17 protein-coding genes and 2 pseudogenes are annotated in these 18,109 nt (G+C 43.5%); 4 read left to right on the top strand and 15 right to left on the bottom strand.

The window, feature by feature from the left end:
- Positions 1–167: 167 nt before the first annotated feature.
- From LCF57_RS19975 to LCF57_RS19960, 4 genes and pseudogenes are all read right to left on the bottom strand, one after another.
- Positions 168–359 (bottom strand): annotated as a pseudogene (locus tag LCF57_RS19975) (TetR/AcrR family transcriptional regulator); the annotation flags it as partial.
- Positions 360–468: 109 nt separating this feature from the next.
- Positions 469–1,491, bottom strand: a complete 1,023-nt coding sequence (locus tag LCF57_RS19970) for an NADH:flavin oxidoreductase/NADH oxidase (protein ID WP_226002592.1) — start codon at positions 1,489–1,491, stop codon at positions 469–471.
- 258 nt (positions 1,492–1,749) lie between these two features.
- Positions 1,750–2,178, bottom strand: coding sequence for a MarR family winged helix-turn-helix transcriptional regulator (locus LCF57_RS19965; protein ID WP_226002256.1), 429 nt, complete (start codon positions 2,176–2,178; stop codon positions 1,750–1,752).
- A gap of 443 nt (positions 2,179–2,621) precedes the next feature.
- Entirely contained in the window at positions 2,622–2,990 is a 369-nt protein-coding gene (locus LCF57_RS19960) for a nuclear transport factor 2 family protein (RefSeq protein WP_226002255.1), read from the bottom strand.
- A 349-nt stretch (positions 2,991–3,339) separates the two neighbouring features.
- On the opposite strand from LCF57_RS19960, the pseudogene LCF57_RS19955 reads away from it, so the two are divergent.
- From LCF57_RS19955 to nudK, 3 genes and pseudogenes are all read left to right on the top strand, one after another.
- Positions 3,340–3,648 (top strand): annotated as a pseudogene (locus LCF57_RS19955) (MerR family transcriptional regulator); the annotation flags it as partial.
- Positions 3,649–3,678: 30 nt separating this feature from the next.
- Complete coding sequence (locus LCF57_RS19950; protein WP_226002591.1) at positions 3,679–4,524, top strand: class I SAM-dependent methyltransferase; 846 nt, start codon at positions 3,679–3,681, stop codon at positions 4,522–4,524.
- A gap of 1 nt (position 4,525) precedes the next feature.
- Complete coding sequence (gene nudK / locus LCF57_RS19945) at positions 4,526–5,500, top strand: GDP-mannose pyrophosphatase NudK (protein WP_226002254.1); 975 nt, start codon at positions 4,526–4,528, stop codon at positions 5,498–5,500.
- Here nudK and LCF57_RS28300 read toward each other — a convergent pair.
- Positions 5,455–5,568 carry a hypothetical protein gene (locus LCF57_RS28300; RefSeq protein ID WP_413232210.1) on the bottom strand — a complete coding sequence of 38 codons (114 nt, stop codon included), beginning with the start codon at positions 5,566–5,568 and terminating at the stop codon, positions 5,455–5,457. The genes nudK and LCF57_RS28300 overlap by 46 nt on opposite strands.
- 234 nt (positions 5,569–5,802) lie before the next feature.
- Positions 5,803–6,693, bottom strand: coding sequence for an SMI1/KNR4 family protein (locus tag LCF57_RS19935; protein ID WP_226002253.1), 891 nt, complete (start codon positions 6,691–6,693; stop codon positions 5,803–5,805).
- 320 nt (positions 6,694–7,013) lie between these two features.
- On the opposite strand from LCF57_RS19935, the gene LCF57_RS19930 reads away from it, so the two are divergent.
- Positions 7,014–8,279 (top strand): peptidase M56, encoded by a 1,266-nt coding sequence (locus LCF57_RS19930; RefSeq protein ID WP_226002252.1) that lies wholly within the window; start codon positions 7,014–7,016, stop codon positions 8,277–8,279.
- Between the two features lie 240 nt (positions 8,280–8,519).
- Here the strand turns inward: LCF57_RS19930 and LCF57_RS19925 are convergent, their stop codons facing one another.
- From LCF57_RS19925 to LCF57_RS19885, 9 genes are all read right to left on the bottom strand, one after another.
- Positions 8,520–8,738, bottom strand: a complete 219-nt coding sequence (locus tag LCF57_RS19925; protein WP_226002590.1) for an S-layer homology domain-containing protein — start codon at positions 8,736–8,738, stop codon at positions 8,520–8,522.
- A 23-nt stretch (positions 8,739–8,761) separates the two neighbouring features.
- Positions 8,762–10,261, bottom strand: a complete 1,500-nt coding sequence (locus tag LCF57_RS19920; RefSeq protein ID WP_226002251.1) for a malate:quinone oxidoreductase — start codon at positions 10,259–10,261, stop codon at positions 8,762–8,764.
- A 511-nt stretch (positions 10,262–10,772) separates the two neighbouring features.
- Entirely contained in the window at positions 10,773–12,875 is a 2,103-nt protein-coding gene (locus tag LCF57_RS19915) for a cytoplasmic protein (RefSeq protein WP_226002250.1), read from the bottom strand.
- Between the two features lie 359 nt (positions 12,876–13,234).
- Positions 13,235–13,702: a nuclear transport factor 2 family protein gene (locus LCF57_RS19910; RefSeq protein WP_226002249.1), complete on the bottom strand. Its 468-nt coding sequence runs from the start codon at positions 13,700–13,702 to the stop codon at positions 13,235–13,237.
- 60 nt (positions 13,703–13,762) lie between these two features.
- Positions 13,763–14,623, bottom strand: coding sequence for an NAD-dependent epimerase/dehydratase family protein (locus LCF57_RS19905; RefSeq protein WP_226002248.1), 861 nt, complete (start codon positions 14,621–14,623; stop codon positions 13,763–13,765).
- A 201-nt stretch (positions 14,624–14,824) separates the two neighbouring features.
- Positions 14,825–15,409: a TetR/AcrR family transcriptional regulator gene (locus LCF57_RS19900; RefSeq protein WP_226002247.1), complete on the bottom strand. Its 585-nt coding sequence runs from the start codon at positions 15,407–15,409 to the stop codon at positions 14,825–14,827.
- A 315-nt stretch (positions 15,410–15,724) separates the two neighbouring features.
- A complete protein-coding gene (locus tag LCF57_RS19895; protein WP_226002246.1) occupies positions 15,725–17,299 on the bottom strand; it encodes a sigma-70 family RNA polymerase sigma factor in 1,575 nt (524 codons plus the stop codon).
- A 131-nt stretch (positions 17,300–17,430) separates the two neighbouring features.
- Entirely contained in the window at positions 17,431–17,673 is a 243-nt protein-coding gene (locus LCF57_RS19890; RefSeq protein WP_226002245.1) for a hypothetical protein, read from the bottom strand.
- A complete protein-coding gene (locus tag LCF57_RS19885) occupies positions 17,639–18,016 on the bottom strand; it encodes a winged helix-turn-helix transcriptional regulator (protein WP_226002244.1) in 378 nt (125 codons plus the stop codon). Before LCF57_RS19885 ends, LCF57_RS19890 begins: the two co-directional genes overlap by 35 nt.
- Between the last annotated feature and the right edge of the window lie 93 nt (positions 18,017–18,109).

Here is an 18,109-nt window from a genome sequence, read left to right as displayed (position 1 = left end):
AGAGGAGGGGAGCAATGATGTACCTTTCCTCTAGCCCTTTATCTATAGGGATTAATACATGTGCTGATCCTTTATGCAGACCAAAACTTTACCGAAGCGTCCCCCTTGTTGAACAGGAATTCTCTTCCCTGCGTACGTCTTTCTTAAATAGGCTTCTGCTTTCTGTAGCGACTGCTCATCTGTTGGCATCCTCTCTTATGAAATTCTGCTACAAAGTTACTCGACAGTTGCTCGACCATACCCAGAATCAATTCATCTTTAGTAGGAAAATGGTACAACAGTCCTCCTTTACTTATTCCTGCCTTCTTAGCAACGGCTTCTAAAGTTAATTTCTCTACTCCTTCTTCGTGTACAATCATGGAAGCCGCTTTAATTTGTGAAACGCTGTGCTTAATAAAAAAGAGCAGCTTAGCCGCTCTTTTCGGTCATCAGTATGCTTTACCCAAACTATGATCGGATTCTTGTCAATTAAAAACCTGTAGTATATTGTTTTGGTGTTGTCGTTTCTTTTTTTAGCTTAGCTGCGGCTTCCAGGGCCCAGTATGGATTCCTTAGCATTCCTCTCCCTACAGCTATGAGATCCGCATCTTCATTTCCAATAACAGCATTGGCCAGTATAGGATCATCCAATCTTCCAACTGCAATGACCGGAATATCAAGCGCCTGTTTGATTTCTTGGGCTAATGGTACTTGATAAGCAGCATGAGTACCGGGTCTTCCCCAAGCAGCAATAGGACCTTCACCACCTGAAGAGATATCAAAAATGTCCACTCCTGCTTTTTGATATTCTCTAGCAAAAGTGATGCTTTCCTTAATTCCGTATCCACCTTCTACATATTCTTTAGCAGATATGCGCATAATCAATGGCATATCTTCCGGTATCTCGGCTTTGGCAGCCTGAATAATTTCTCTGCCAAACTTAGTCAAATCTTTTCCATACTCATCCTCTCTTTTATTCGTGAGAGGAGAGTGAAATTGATGTATCAAGTAACCATGAGCTCCATGAATTTCAACTGTATCTACCCCTGCTTTTACGGCACGCTGTACAGCGCTGCGGAACTTCTCAACCATTTCTTTAACCTCGTTGGTCGAAAGGGCTCTAGGTATTTTGGAATTCTCATCGAATGGAATAGCGGAAGGAGCAACCGGCACTTCAGCATCTTCTGCTTTTCGTCCGGCATGGGCTATTTGAATCCCCACTTTTGCACCATAACTGTGGCAGGCATCAACAATTCTTTTCAAAGCAGGGATCTGCTCATCAGACCACAATCCCAAGTCAAAGTCTGAAATACGTCCATCCGGTTCTACGTCGGTCATTTCAATTATAATCAACCCTGCACCACCAACAGCTCGGCTTACATAATGCAGATAGTGCCAGTCGGTAGCTATTCCATCTTTTTTGTCAACCGAATACTGACACATGGGAGGCATGATAACACGGTTTTTTAACTCCATTCCTTTTAACTTATAGGGGTTAAATAAATCCTTCATCGAAAAACTCCTTTTAGATTGTAAAATATTTTGTGAATGCTCTAACACAAACAGTTTTCCCACCAGTTATTAGCGTATTCGTCTCGGCCTCATAGATGCATGCGCACGCATTTATATTAGCATGGTTATTTTCCTTATGTCAACTTATAGGCATGTAAGATGATTCTCATTTATCCTATTACTTAATACAAAATAGCCCAGAAGGGTATCTCTTCTGGGCAGAAATAACATTATACTTGCACGATAAGTAATTGCGTCCTATAACTTTTTGATTAAGGATTGTAACTCATGCTGGAGATCGTCCTTTAAAAGAGCAGACTGAAAAATTTCATTAAAAGTGATCAGAGCTCTTTGTAATTTGTCCTCACCAAGCTCAGTCAAACGGGTATAAATTCCTCTGCGATCATCTTCACATACATGCCGCTGCAAAGCACCACAGCTTTTAGCCTCCATCCTACCTACCAGCCTTGATATGGCACTTTGGCTCAAGCCGACCATTTCTTGTAATTGCTGCAATCTCAATTCTTTATCGCTTGTTTGAGACAGGAAATAAAGAACATAGAACTCCTTTAAGGATAAACTGTACTTCTCCTGCAAAGCACTTTCTAATTCATTATTGATACTTGTCTGTATGTTGGTAAGAGATAACCAATTATCTAAAGGCTCATTTTTCGTGTTGTTATCCATACAAGTTTCACCTGTTTCTATTCCAAAAATATAATGCCCGGGTAAAAATAAGACATGTAAAGCAATATCTATTTTGTTAAATAAATTGTTAGCAATTTAATTTTAATTTTACCAAGTTAAAATGAATTGGTCAAAAATTTTGGAGTCTAACAGTAGATATATTTAGGGCTTCTATTCGCGATCATTGAAGGATGATATCGAGGCTATGAGAGGGGACAAGAACTACTACTGTTTATCAGTAATTTCCATTACCAATGAAATTTATAAGTAAATATTTAATCTTCTTATGTAGAGAGTATTATAGCGTTAATCCTTGTAGCTCGACCAGTACAATTTATAAACAAAAAATGCTCAGACCACAATGCTTGATCTTGTAGTCTGAGTATCTTTCTATTTGTTATATCTGGAGCTTCCATTAGTAAAGCTTATTTCAACAAACCTACTCAGTGTTGATGGAATAATTTTGCTATTACTTTCCATTCACCATCTACTTTTAGCAGTTGATGATAGTCCGTATACGTAGCACCGTGAGCATTCTCTAAAATTACGCGAGCCATCGCAATGGTATCTGCAACATCAAGGATATCAATTCTAAACTGAAGATTTTGTGCAGGACCTGACTGATCTACAACCTCATATAGGTTTTGGATGGATCCTTCGCTAAGATTACCATCCTTTGTATAGCCATACATAATAGCGTCTTTGTGAAAACTGGATTTCATTAGCTCACTTTTACCTGAAATGTTCCCTTCGATATAACCATTAAGCACATTAACGATTTCTTCGTAATCTTCTAAAGTTGTTCTACTCATATGATCTCTCCTTAAATTAAATTATTAATGCATGCGCATGCATTTAAATTAGCATGTTCATTTGAACCTGTCAAGGTGCTGATTATAGCTATGCCCCTATATTTGACAAAAATATTTTCACATGAAACAATGCATGTGCCATTGCACTCAATAAATTAACCACGAAATTTTTGGTTCTACCATTTACATTCTGCCTATTTCTTTTAACGGCAGGCAAAGGCCGACTGCTGCAAGGTTGGTCTTCTCTTTTTTTCTTATGCATAATTTTTTGCTTGAAGGTGACGTTACGTCACCTGCTATACTTACTGAGAACGACATGCTAGAGCATTCGATTGGATGTGAGTAAAGGATGCACAAAGAGAACAATCTGACGACAGGGCAGCTTGCCAAGCGTACAGGGATAACGGTCAGGACATTGCGATATTACGATCAGATTGGGCTTCTAATTCCAGAAAAGCATCACACCGGATCCATAAGATCCTACAACATGAAAGACCTGGAAAGATTGCAGCAAATTCAGACGTTGAAGTACCTAGGGTTATCGCTTCAAGAAATAAGGGACATCTTAGATGCAGAGTCGCTATCCATAGGGGAGATCAGACATTCGTTGCAAGCACAGCTCGATGTTCTACAAAGGAAAATTGCTCATACAGAGCACGTCGTCCATGCAATACGAGATGCTATGAAAATGTCAGTCAATGGGTCTGATTGGAACCACTTGGCGGATGTTATTCAAACCGTGCAGAGTGAGCAAAATTGGGGGGAGCAGTATCGAACGGCGAACCGCCTGCAAACGCGGATACATCTTTATGACAAGTTCAGCACGAATCCGCAAGGCTGGCATAGTTGGGTTTTTGAACAACTGGAGGTTCATCCAGGAGCCCACATTCTAGAGTTGGGCTGCGGCGACGGAACCTTTTGGATAAGAAATGCTGAACGAATTCCAAGCAGCTGGCGCATCACGCTTACCGATATGTCAAGCGGGATGGTGGAAGAAGCACGTTGTCGTTTAGGAAGCAACAATTCGCAGTTTAAGCTTTTATCTGTTGACGCGCAACAGATCCCATTTCATGATGAACAATTCGATATGGTTATCGCTAACAACATGCTGTATCACGTGCCGGACATCCCCAGAGCGATCCGCGAGATGCACCGTGTCTTAAAGCGAGGAGGTATAGTGTGCACCTCTACGATGAGTATTCAACACTTACAAGAGGTCGAGCACTTGGCGGTTTCGTTCGACCCCGACCTTCATGTGTTGGATCAAGCTATTAAACGGTTCCACCTGGGTAACGGAGGGGACTTGCTGTCTTCTTGCTTCTCCGATCTTCGGTTGCTTCGTTACGACGACCGTCTGTTGGTCAACGAAGCAGAACCCCTGATTGAATATATGATTTCGACTCCGATGAACGCAAGAGAGCGACTTGTCGGAGCGGCTATTGATAAGTTTCGGGACCACGTCAATTGGCTTCTGCAGCAGAACGGGACCCTCAAAATGACTAAAGAGAACGGGATCTTTCTAGGGAGGAAATGAGATGAAGGCACAGCAGCACCACCCAAAAGTACGGATCGTAAAAGAGGAGCTTCTATCGGATAACTGGTACATCTTAAAGAAGGTCACATTCGAGTATGAAAAAGAAAATGGACAATGGGAGACACAATCCCGTGAAGTGTACGACCGTGGCAACGGTGCGACGATCCTGCTCTATAATCGGCACAAACAAACTATTGTACTAACCAGACAGTTCCGAATGCCTACTTATCGGAACGGCAATGAGACTGGAATGCTTATCGAAACCTGTGCAGGACTGCTCGATAAAGAAACACCGGAGGAAAGTATTCTGCGGGAGACGAAGGAGGAGACGGGGTACCGTATCGACCGTGTGCAGAAAATAGGCGAGGCCTATATGTCACCGGGATCGGTTACCGAAATCCTGCACTTCTTTGTAGCGGAGTATAATGAAGATATGACAACGGGTCGGGGTGGAGGCCTTGAGGAAGAACAGGAAAACATTGAAGTGGTGGAACTTCCGTTTGCTCAGGCGCTCGACATGGTCCAAAGCGGCGAGATTCGTGACGCCAAGACGATCATGTTGCTCCAATACGCTCAGATCCAAGGTCTCTTGAAAGTGAAATCGAAACCGCTGCATATCCTTATCGCAGGCCCGTATCGCTCTGGAACGAATGATGATCCTGTATTAATTGAGAAAAATGTCAGCTACATGAATGAAATCGCTCTTCAGGTTTACGAGGCTGGGCACATGCCGGTGCTGGGGGAGTGGTATGCTTTGCCCCTTATCGCAACAGCCGGCTCTACTAATCCGGGAGACGAGATTTTCAACCGAATTTTTCATCCATCTTCCATTCGCTTGCTTGATTACTGTAACGCCGTGCTTCGAATCGGAGGATCATCTCAGGGTGCCGATGAAATGGTAAGGGTTGCGAAAGAGAAAGGATTGTTGATTTACGAAAAGCTGGACGATCTTCCGTTGATAACCACACGTCCGTGATTGGCCGTGTTGATCCTAAACAGTTCCCCATTCGGTACAGCCATCTTGGCCAAGTTTGAAGTTGGCATTTTCCCAGTAACCGCAGTCCAAGCCTTATTTTGAGCAATGTCGATCACTCGCTAGCCAGGCACTATCCATCCGATGACACGCGAGAAGATTCCCTACTTATGTGCTCTTGGCCATCCGACTGGAATCCGCACCAGCATCCAAGCCGAGCATTTTATCCGTAACGAATCTTTCGCGGTTAAATGGAGGATAGCCTGGATCTATTATTAATTAGATTGACGAATCAGACTCCTCATTTATTCTTTTACCAGCCCGCGAATAAAGGCCTCGAAATTGGGCGCAAGCCGAGTAATCTTGTAGTTATTCTCCTTATCCACATAGACAACCTCCGGTTCGCCGTCATTGCCGGATTCCCGGTAATCCAGCATGACCACCTCGGACTCCGAAGGACAATCACAAATGACCACACCAATTTCAGGATATCCTCCATGCTCAATTCTGAAACGGCTGCCTGATTCACCGCACAGCGAATGTCTCTTCTCCCGTCCGATTCCCAGAATGCCTGCAATTCTGATATGCTCTTTCGCCCCGGAGACCGATTCACCTATAGGGAAGCATCTGCTATGAGGAACTCCCCCGTTATGCAGCTTCATCATATGAATATAGAAGGCCGGCAGCCTGAATACCAATTCTTCTTCTAAGGAGGCGATTAGCTCATCAGTGGGCGGATCATCCATAACATATTGTTCTAACGCATGTTCACTGTCATCCCAAAAGTCCGTGAAATCGAAATCCACAACGGTATCAACCTCGGCACTGGACACTTCCACGATCTTCTGAACTTGGCTCCGAGTCAAATCCAGGAACTCCAAGGTATCCTCATCCCCAGGGTCTAACTGATCTGCAGTTTCAAATGCGCGCAAGGTCTCCTCATATTGATCCAGGTAGTAATAGGCAAAACCTATGCGGTAATGCCACAGCGGATCGCCTTTCCCGTCCTCTTCAATGGATAGGAACTGTTCAACCGCCTCTTCGTAACGCTCGAGATTGTTCAGTGCTCTGCCCAAATGACTGATCAACACATAATCCCTGTCCTCCGCAGGAATCTCCATAATGGCATTTACGATTTCTTCGAATTCATCTTCTTCATGCCACGCTTCCAGCTGTGGCAACAGATTGTCCCGCATCAGCTCTGCCTCCTACTTTTCGCCCTTTTTTTAATTCTAACATTCCCGGCATCGCTCTATCCAGCTTGCCAGACACGTACAATGAGTTACTATCATCCATTCCGACTTTGTTCTTGATCGGGCTGGCCTATGCTTCTAATTCATGAGGCTGAACGTTTACGCTTGACACGCTTTATGTACAAGAGTAAATTTAAGGCATTATTTACGGATGTAAACAAAGTATATGGAAAAAGGTTTCATAATTTTCCCCAAGGCTCTCCCTCCCCGATCAATCTTTCGCATTTTTTCAAAACAATAATGAAATGAAACGGAGAATCACGATGATCGCAAAATTCAGAAAAGGTTCGTATAGACTAGCTGCCGCCGCAATAATTCTGGTTCTTGTCTTAAGTGGCGTAATCCTCACTATTACATTAAAGAGCGGTAAGAATACTGAATCAGCTGTAGATCCAAACGTAAGTTCCATGAAGGGAACTTTTTCTTCATGGAAGGTAGAACGTCTTAATGATTGGGCAAAATGGTTTCCTAGTCTGGCAAGGGCAAACGACTTTTCCGGTTTTCGGTTCAAAGTACCCGATTATCTACCTCCTGGTTATCAACTTCAAAATGTCGAGGTTCTTAAGAAATATGTCAATCGTATCGATAATCAAGTTACTATTACTTTTGTATCAAACTTTGGAAAATCGGATGAAAAAAAATTCACGTTGCTCGTCTCCAAGGGGAATTTACTCCAAACATACAGTCGATCGGTGGCGGGGGATGTCAGAAGTAATGCTCCGGCATCTTGGGGGAATGCACAAGTCCGTGCCTACAAACAAGATGAGGTTACGTATGCCGGCATCAAAGGCACATTAGTAACCCAAATTCAAAATTATGAATACCATCAACCGGAAAGGGAAAAAAGCTTCGTTTGGCAGGATGAGGGAGTCTGGTATGCAATGAATTACTATAGCGAAAATCATTCCAGAGAAGGACACCCTGAGTTTTGGACGAATATCTCGCAAGGCGAGCTGGAGAAATTCTTGCTATCCTTTACATTCCCCCAACAAATCCAAAATGTCAGCTACGATGGAAAAGGAAATTCGTTTCCTCTATATGACGAAAAGGATTTGCTGGAAGCAAAAAAAATTCTGGGTTTTAAGGTGAAGTTCCCAATTGGCCTGTCGAATAACCAACTTAAGCTTATTGACTCGATACTGCTCCAGGCAGGAGATCAAAACACGGGTTACGATTTTAGACCAGGCGCAGATTCAATTGAAAATATATACCATGCAGAATACAATTCTAAAATATATGAAATAAATGATGAACTCGCCCTCTATCAGAGCAAAGTTCCCATTGTTAATGCTGCAAAACTATCCGTAATTCGCAAATTAAATATTAACGGCATCGACATTTCCGTTGGTGAGGATAACAATAACGTCTACAATGAATATGGACGAGGCACAACAAACAAGAAGGACACCAGAAGTCAAACCTATTACTTATGGAAGCAGAACGATATTTACTATACCGCCATCTTTTTAGGTTTGGACAAAAATCAGGAAGAAATCGTTAAGACATTGGTGCTTGCGCCCATCCAATAAATTAGGATTATCCAAAAAGATCGATATAACCTCTTTTCAGAGAATTCAAACTGGACTATTCTGCATGTACGGATTCTCTTGTTGCAACAGGCCAGGTCTTTTGGGGAATCACCGACCGAATGCGATCCGTACATGCAGCAGTAAATGCAGATAAGCTTCGCTTATCGATGTATCCTAGCGAATCCGGGTTGTCGCTGCAACAATGTCCCGGTAAGCCCAATGTTCGACTGGGACATCTGACTACTTGGACGAGTTAGTGAAGGATTTCGGATCTCTCTTCCATACACGATTGAACAGAGTGACCGCCTCTGCCCGACTCAGAGTCTGGTCCGGCTGGAAGCTGCCGTTCGGCATGCCATGCATATAGCCTGCTTGCTGCTCCCGTGCAATATCACCTTCCGCCCAGTGTCCGGCCGTATCTGAGAAGGTAGCCGAAGCTGGGCCTGAGTCATTGAATATTTCATGGTTCCTATATCCAAAAACTAACGATGGAGCAGTTCTTTTTCGCCCAGACCAAGCGTCTGCGTTGTGGAAGCATGGATTTCTTGGAAAAGCTCTGGGTTTTCCGATAGTGCCACACCGTAAGAAGGAATCATTTCTTTTATTTTCGGTTCCCAATCTTTCATATGTTGTGGGAAACATCTTTCTAATACTTCCAGCATAACGTTAACAGCAGTAGAAGCACCCGGAGAAGCGCCGAGTAATGCAGCTACTGAGCCGTCAGCGGCACTAACCACTTCCGTACCGAATTGAAGTGTTCCTTTACCGGCCTCCGTATCTTTGATCACCTGCACACGTTGGCCCGCTACCACGATCTCCCAGTCCTCGATTTGGGCGTTTGGAATAAATTCGCGCAATTCTTCCAGGCGCTTTTCATTGGATAACATCACCTGCTGGATCAGGTATTTGGTCAATGCCATCTCTTTTGCGCCTGCCGCCAACATCGTCAAGAGGTTGTTGGGTTTTACAGAACAGATCAAATCGAAATTTGAACCCGTTTTCAAAAACTTTGGTGAAAAGCCGGCAAACGGCCCAAACAGCAGTGCTTTTTCGTTGCCGATATATCTTGTATCCAGATGCGGGACAGACATGGGAGGAGCACCAAGCTTAGCTTTACCGTATACTTTTGCATGATGCTGCGTGACAACTTTTGGGTTATTACATACCATAAATAGTCCACTTACCGGAAATCCTCCGATATGCTTGGACTCAGGAATACCCGTTTTTTGTAGTAAAGGCAGACTGCCGCCCCCACCACCGATAAAGACGAATTTGGTCGTATGGTATTCGATTTTACCGTTTTCAAGATTATGCACTTTGACTTCCCACGAGCCGTCGCTCGTACGTTTAATATTCTTAATATTATGCTTGTATTTGATCTCAACGTCTTTACTTTGTAAATGCTCAAACAACATGCGTGTTAAAGCACCAAAGTTCACATCTGTTCCGGAGTCGACTTTGGTTGCCGCCATCGGTTCATTCGAGGTACGGCCTTCCATGATCAGCGGAATCCATTCCTTCAGCTTTTCAGGGTCGTCAGAAAATTCCATTCCTTGGAACAGAGGAACCTTTGATAGCGCTTTAAATCGCTTTTTCAAAAAAGATACGTCTTTCTCCCCTATGACCAGACTCATATGAGGTATTGGCCTGATGAAGTCCTGCGGATTACGAATCAGATTGCTGGTTACAAGAAAAGACCAAAACTGTCTTGAGAGCTGAAACTGCTCATTAACGTTTACAGCCTTGCTAATATCTATAGATCCGTCAGGCTTCTCGGATGTATAGTTCAGCTCGCACAGTGCAGCATGGCCCGTACCCGCATTATTCCATTCGTTAGAGCTTTCTTCTCCTGCGTTTGCGAGTTTCTCAAACACTTTAATTTCCCATTCCGGTGCTAACTCTTTCAGCAATGATCCCAGAGTCGCACTCATGACTCCGGCACCAATTAAGATAACGTCTGTTTTTTTCTGAATGCTGCTCATAAAAACCTTCCTTATCTCTTATTTTTGCAAAAAAGAGCAGGCCCTCCTGCTTAGGTGATACAAGAAGCAAGGCTCCACTCAGGAACATACCTTTTCTGTCTCCATTATAACTAAATTATAGTCTATTAAAAATAAAACTAACTACCATATAATAATTATAGACTATTTATGTTAAAAAGTGAGAATTCTTTCCGCAAAAATAAGGATTGAACTCAGCTTTTTACAAGATTTACGGCTTGATTTTGTTTATTTTCTGCGTTAGCACTATTTTAACCGAAAATGAGGCCTTCGCATAATCTAAGAAAATAGATATATCCATGATATACAAATAATCAATGGATTATGATCTACATACATCCATATTATGCGAGCAGGCTTATCGGGTGATCCATAGTCGCTCTTATCCTACGTATATTAATCGACAAAGAAGTATCTTCTATGCAGAGCTCGTCAGAAAAAAAGCAGCACATGGCTGCTTCTCATTGATAACGATCTCCATTAGTATCTACACTCAAACCACATATTCAGCCATAATTAGCTCGATATCAAATGGAGTAATCCCTCTTTCCAATGAAAATATTGCATCGGCCTGATTGGCTGTATCTACTAACTCCCCTCTTGCCTTGGCATGGAGGTTGAATAAATCGTACAGATCCGGTTTACGTAAATCTGTCATGGCTTTGCCCATCAAGACCATGCCTTTTTGGTTCCCCTCCACATTATTGTAGTAATGAGGATGTCTGGTCAGAGATAGATCTGTCCAGATGACCGTGCGTTCTACCAGATCCAGAATGACGGGAATCGCAATCTCCGTTTCAGCGGTGACATCGATTTTATTGACAACCGTCGAAGGCTCGAATATTTCGCCGGAACCGGGTTTCTTGCGCATCATCCAGCCCACAAAGCACTCCGGCAAGTTACAGTACGGTTGATTGGTGTAGGAATGAAGGGTTGCCACAATATAACGCCCGCCATAATGGACGATCGAGGGAATGTGCAGATCAATGAATTCGCACGCGCCTTGAGGGGCTGATACGATATCTCCGCTGTGGACGGCTTTATATTTGGAGGAGCGCAAATTCGTATACGAGATATGCTCAATGTACTGCCAGTTATGATCATACAAGACAGCCGACAGATCAATATCTACACGGCCTGTGGGCGTGCCATGAACGGTCCCCTCTTTCCACCAACTGAAGAAACGAATGGTGTCCCCTTCCATCATCGGTACATGGCTTCCGCGAACAATCGTATGCAGGGCTTTGCTAGCCGATCTTTGGGAGAACGGCACATAATAGTCCTGCAATCGTTCATCGACATAAGCCTTTCCCAGAGGCGGGAGCACGGAGAATCGCTCGATAAGCACTCGTTCACACAATTGCACAAGGTCTTGGCATACCGCTTCATCGATCTCCGGGAGCGTATGGGGAACAGCAAAGGCCTTGGCAACGTTTCCTTTTGGGAAAAAGACACGCAGATCACGCGGCTCATGGCGGCGAGCAAAATGATTCTTCACTTGGAGCAATACAGGCGTCGATACATGATTCGCGACTTCACCAAATGCCAGCACGACATACTCCGTGTATTCGGTTGACCGCAATAATTGATCCAATCTTCTGGCAAATTCACCTGGACGCTGCATCAACAGATCGATCAAAGTCCAGACCTGACGATAATGGAATGCAAGCTCCACGCTTCCGTTAAAGGTTGTAAAGGGCTTGTTATTACGTAAAATATCAAAAGCTTCCTCACAACGCATAAACCGATGCTTATATTCAGATGGATGCAGAATTTCGCCTAATCGAATCCAGCGCTCTTTGTATCTCAGCATATCCTCTGTAATGGGCTGGCAACGTTCCAGCAATCCAAGCAGCAACCGTCTCTCACGCCGCTTAAATTTGCGAAAACGCACAGATTCAAAAAGACTGACATCGCCATCCGACCAAGCCACAGCCAAACGAAGCACATCGGTTGCGGTTTTAAAATATCGTCCGATCAGCTCTACATTGGCCTTGTCATGCTTCAATAATGAAGCGATCACGAATCCTGCATTCTCCTTGAACGGAATCTCGGACGGGAGAATCTCATCCATTGCATCCGGATCTGCGAACTCCAAAATCGTATCAATATCTTTTTTGTCTGTCTCGGAGATCGATACCTTGGCCTGTATAAGCCGGCGTATCATGGTATGAAGCTCCGCCTTGCTCCCAAGATCAATCACTCTCAGGTTTACCTCATCCAGCAATGCAGGTCTGTCTGTAGTCCCATACTCAGGCAAATCCAAAGTAAGATAATAATAAATGGCATTCAGATAAAGCTCTGCATCATCCGTCTCCATCACCTGCATCGGGAAAGCGGGATACATCGGATGATATTCCACATGTGCACCTACCAGTACCCTTAAATCAGCAACCAGTTGATCATATAATGCTTCAAACTGCTCTTTCGATAAGGTACGCACGGCGCGCATCAATGGATGTGAGAATGTAAATCCAAGATATTCGATATTTTTCATGGCTGTTGCCAAATAAGTTTTTGGGAGCCTAGCGGGCCCTTTTCCTTCGTCTACAATCAGTTTGATCGCTCTTCGCAGATAGATGGTATTTATCATCATAAAAAGAGTCCAGGAAAGCCATATCCCTAATATCATTGGAAGATTCAGTAGAAGGAAGGAATATGATAGCCTGAACGCCCCCTCGTGATAGAAATACATCAGGAAAGCTGCGACCCTAATTCGCCAAATGAATAGAAGGAAGGATCGCAATAGCCTGAAGATCAAGGTTCAGAATCCGTGACTCCGAACCATTGATGTACCCATCATCCCATACCTGATGAAATACAAACAGGGCATAAGTATTACGACAAATCGCAAAATGAATCAACAACGAGATTGGGGGGCTTACCTGACATAAAGCGATCTATCACCATAAGAGGAATTGAAGCGATACCCTTATTTGATGCTCTTTTGTTGTATTATTGTTCGTTTAATAGTTTCTGTATGGATGCTGTATCCAAAAGCGCAGTAAGCGCCACTAACGGATTCCAATAATCTTTGTAATGTACGATTTTATGGTCCCTTGTTTCGATCACGGAGACATACTTCTGAAGATAGGGCTTGTCGGTAGTCAGGACTTGCGCTTCCTCAATACCGAATTCAACGATCATGATGTTGGGGTTCAACGTGAAGTGAAATGTGGGTTCACTGAACTGTGAGATATCAAACCTTTGAGGAAAGTCTTTAATATACTCATAAATGGCAGCCTTCCCTTCAAGTTTTTGAGTAAAGCCTTTAGGAGCGTAAGGAAACTCGAACAGCGCATTGTCATCAAAAAGTTCAATAAATTGGTTCATGTCTTTCTCTAATAAAGACTTGCAAAACTTACTGAAAATCTCCCGTGAAGCTTCCCGCACCTTTTCGTTATCTGCCGGATTGAATGTCATATTTATCACTCCTTATTCGTTTGTTCGCTATTGAATAAAAATGAATAGTTTTACCCGCTTTCATTTCTGTTTCCAGTAAGAGGCGTGAGCGATTGCGAAGTCATTCAGAGATCTGGGTGGACGTCCGGTTACACGTTCAACGGTGCTCGTAACCTGATCTTCGGTACCGTGAAGCCTGATCGCTTCATCCAGACCTGCGAGAAAATAAGCATAGTCTTCCGTCATGCCCAGTTTCACCATCCCAGCCGCCAGTTCCTCCGTGCTAATATTCACATGCTTGATGGTTCGCCCTGCAATGGCCCCGATGATTTCCCCAGCTTCCGCGTAACTAAGGGACTGAGGACCCGTGATGACATGATCTGTATTATGAGGTTGTTCATCAATCAGCGCTCTCACACCGACCTCAGCAATATCGTCGGCATCAACGAATCCAACCCGCCCCGATCCTGTAGCAGTAATCATCACCCCATCACCATTAATTTGAGCCCCGTGATGACCCTCGGTGAAATTTTGCATAAAATAAGAAGGACGTAGTACCGCCCACTCCGGCACAAGCTGACGAATTGCCTTATGCACGTTGCCAAACACCGGCCCTTCTTCGGGCACGGATGCGCTGCTAAGCAAGACGACCCGGCGCACGCCTACCTTTAAAGCCTTCTCCAGAAACGACACCATGATCTTGGATGGGTCCATGACTGCAAGGGGACCTACCAAATAGATTTTATCCACGTTTTTTAGAGCCGGTTCAAACGTCGTCTCATCGAACCAATCAAAGGTCACATGCTCATTTGTGCTGCCTGGAGCGGGAGTGCCGCGGTAGGCCGTACGAACGGCATATCCTAAATCTGTAAGTCGCTTAGCTATACGGCTTCCCGTTTTACCTCTTCCACCTGTTACTAGAATTTTACCGTTTTTAGGCATATCAATTACTCCCTTTCTTTTTCTAGACTAATAAGTCCAAAATGGTTGTGAACGGTCAGTCATATTGACTCAGTAACCGGAAACAGACCGCGTCAATTCGCCGCTTGCGATGTGTCGCAACACTACGTTTGTTACCACTTCATTTTTCGGATCAAATGGTCCAATAAGATTAAAATTTAATGGAGCATCCATACCGCTCCATTAATGGTCAAGCGCAGTAAGAGTAACAGCTGCAATATCGTCCAAAACTTCCGGATCCGAGGTTAATTTAGCAGCTTGGGTTAACGAATATCTCGCCTGATTCAAATATCGGGCAAGGGCAAGGGGGGTTAGACGTTCACTAAGCTCACCCTGCTTTTGTGCGCGCACTAATGCTTTATAAAAAGCTTGCTCCAAACGTGCCGTATCTTGTTTGAAGAACTCTGCGATGTCCGGATCGTGAGGGACTTGGTCGATGGCACTGTGCATAATGAAGCATTCCTTGCGGCGCTGTTCATCCTTTAGAACGGCTACAACCTCATAAATGATATCGGTAATAGCTTTCTTCGCCGAACCGGGGCGTTCCAAATAGGAAATGACAGCAGCGCTTTTATCATTCATATAATGCTTTACTGCCGAGATAAAAAGATCCCTCTTTGTTCCATACGTGTCATATAGACTTTGGCGAGCTATACCTAACCCATCGAGTAAATTTTGCAGCGAGGTGCCCTCATAACCATAGTGGCCAAATACCTCCATAGCCTTGTGCAGCACAAGCGTCGTATCGAATTCCTTGCTTCTCCCCATGTATTGAACACCTCCTTTCTGACACCTATCTTATCTTTTCCAGATCGTTCAGTCAAGAAAAAAATAAGTCCATTGAAAATCAAAAAAAGAGACTTGTTTCAGTTAAAGAACAAATCTCTTTTTGTTTTGTTTAAACAAATCAGCCGTTTCCACCTTGGAGAATACGTCTTGCTACATTTCTCGCTGCATGAGGTCGGTGTTATAGATTAAGATTATGTCCAAAGACATCACGGATGACGAAAAAAGATAGTAACGGCCGCTTTCGCTTTGCTATTATTTGTGATACGGTTTCACCGCGCTGTCTGTAAAACAAAGCTACACCTCAATGCCTGTATCATGAATCGTTTGTAGGGTCGAATTCCAACGCCATCGTGGAAAGTATCCTTGCAGGTGAACCCCACCATACCATTCATCTATCCCTTTCTTTGCGACCCAGTCCTCTTTTCCATCCATTACGCAATTTCCAAAATCAGTTAAAACAACGTCACAGTTGCGAAATGATACTGATGCACTATTATAAGCGGGGAATACCTTTAACCCGCGGATTTGCAGTAACGGATACGGATCTTGTGACATCTCTTTTAAAATATGCCAGTACTGCAGATCACCCATACCTAAATTATTGAGCTTATTTCCAACATGTTCAAATAATTCATACGGAGAATGTATCCCCGCACATACCATCTCCAGCGTTGTCTGCTCCACGATGCCAAGCCCGTTGTGTGTGGAAGGAAACCGAGATAGATGACATTGGAATGCGTCATGCGCATACGGCAGCACAGACGTGTCTTTATTTAATAATTGCTGAAGCAGCTGCGGATCCTGTGATGCATAGGCTTTCCAAAATGCTCTGCCTAAGTCCAGTTCTTTTGTTCCAATAGATTTCCATGTTCCCGATAAAGTTTCCATTTGCTCCAGAGAGAGTTGTCCCAATCCTCGAAACAGCTCGATCCCCGGATACTCTCCGATGGACAATAAATTCAGTTTCGTTTTCAACAACGGCTGCTCTGAGAACCAATGGAGCAAATAACACAACATCGTCTGATCGAATAAATCATGCTCAAACCATAAAACGACTTCCTCATATTTATTAAAATCTGCCAAGGTTTTCTCTTGCATTTTACTGCTCTGTATATATTCTAAGCGAGGGATTCCCAGCGTTTGCTCTAAGAATTGTGCTCGTACAGAACGATTGTCCAATACAGCAGGATCTAAAAATACAGGACCATGAGGATATACTTCCCTCCACACTAAAATATCACCTTGTACAATGCCTTGTCGTAGCTTCGCAGCCACCGAATCTCCGTTTACAATGTGAAGCACACCTTTTCCTCCTTCATACAGATGGTTACATACAGAGATCAAGTCGGCTACAGGCAGGGCACCCTTCAATTTACGGCGAGCATCAAAGAGGCGCTTCTTCAATACCGGAACCGAAGTCTCCAGAAAATTGGAAATCTCTTGAAGAGAGTACCCCTGAATATAAAATAATTGAACCACAATTCTCATATTGGGCGTTAAGCGTGCTATAGAATCTTGAACCAACTGCTGTAGTTCTCTTTTCTCAATAACATCCGTTAGACTAACTTGAATCTCTGTCGATTGTGTAACATCCCCATAGGGTACAACACGATGATGCTTTCTACGCATAATACGATAACATTGCCGTATCACAATAGCTTTGAACCATCCTGGGAATGCTTCTACTGCTCGTAATTTACTTAAATGCAGGAATGCTTCTGTAAATGATTCCTGAACTGCATCTTCCGCTAATTGAAAATCGTGTAGCTTTTCGTACGCAACCGCATTCGCCATCGCTGTATAGTGTCGAACAATATATTCGAAAGCTTGCCGATCCCCTTGTTTTGCGTTTTCGATAACATGAAGCATGCTCCCGCTCCTTTCTTCTGTATTGTATAGAAGTGCCACCTTAATACTCAAAGGTTACGGAAACAAGTCAAAACAAAGAAATTCACGAATATCATTTTCGCCTCAAGCAATTGCTTTGTCTTCGATCTTCATTAATAAATTCCTTCAAACTCACCAATAACTCCATTCTCTGCTTTACCACTATTTGTGATACGGTTCTCAGCGCTGTCTGTATCGACAAGTTTTAAGGCCATCCTTTGCGGGATGGCCTTAAAATTATAGAACATGCATTGTATATTCTCTTTACTTCTTGTAGCTGTGGCCTTGTACCCACCGCCTGGCTTGTTACTCAACTTGCCTTTAACTTTCCTCCCCTTGTATCGTTCGATTTTCATCAAGCCGCATTTTATAAGACTCCCCCCATGCTTTCATAGACATAATGACCGGTTCCAAAGTCCTTCCGAAATCAGTAAGGGAGTATTCCACTTTTGGCGGAATCTCTTTATATATTTCTCGGTGAATGATGCCATCCCGTTCAAGCTCTCTTAACTGTAATGTGAGCATAAACTGCGTAATTCCCGGATTGAGGCGCCTAAATTCATTGAATCTTTTCGTTCCGTCCAGGAGCTGATAGAGAATGATTCCCTTCCACTTCCCACCAATAACATCCAGCGTTGTTTCAACCGGACATGCTTGCATATCCGGACTCGCTCCATATTTGTTTCTTCGGTCTCCCATCAGCTTATCTCCCTAAAGGTTTGATTTTTAATACTATATCATAAAAATATGCGTACTTACTTAAAGTAATCGAATTGATTTACAATGCAACTG

Source organism: Paenibacillus sp. BJ-4 (assembly GCF_020404765.1).
GTDB lineage: Bacteria > Bacillota > Bacilli > Paenibacillales > Paenibacillaceae > Paenibacillus.
The sequence above is the reverse complement of the archived record's forward strand: the minus strand, read 5'-3'. Positions and strand labels throughout refer to the sequence as shown.